Here is a 236-nt window from a genome sequence, read left to right on the forward strand (position 1 = left end):
GAAGAGGCCGAGGTCTTTGGCGAGGGCCAGGGCCTTGTTGTGCTTGCCGCCGAACTCTAGGGCGGCAAGGAGGGCGAGGGTGAGGATGGCGGAGGCGGGCGTTTTGGCTTGGGGGTCATCCTTGTAGCCCATGGCTTGCAGGGCGTCGTCTATAATGCAAAAGGCCGCTATGAGACGGGAAAGCATAGCGGCCACTATTTTTTCAGATCCAGGGGATAGGTAGCAACTTGGGTTAT

The 236-nt window shown here is 58.5% G+C and carries 1 pseudogene; it reads right to left on the minus strand.

The annotated features are described in order from the left end of the window. Positions 1–186: pseudogene (locus ACYQ0J_RS13840) on the minus strand (IS982 family transposase); the annotation flags it as partial. Between the last annotated feature and the right edge of the window lie 50 nt (positions 187–236).

This window comes from Thermus sp. FJN-A (genome assembly GCF_054655095.1).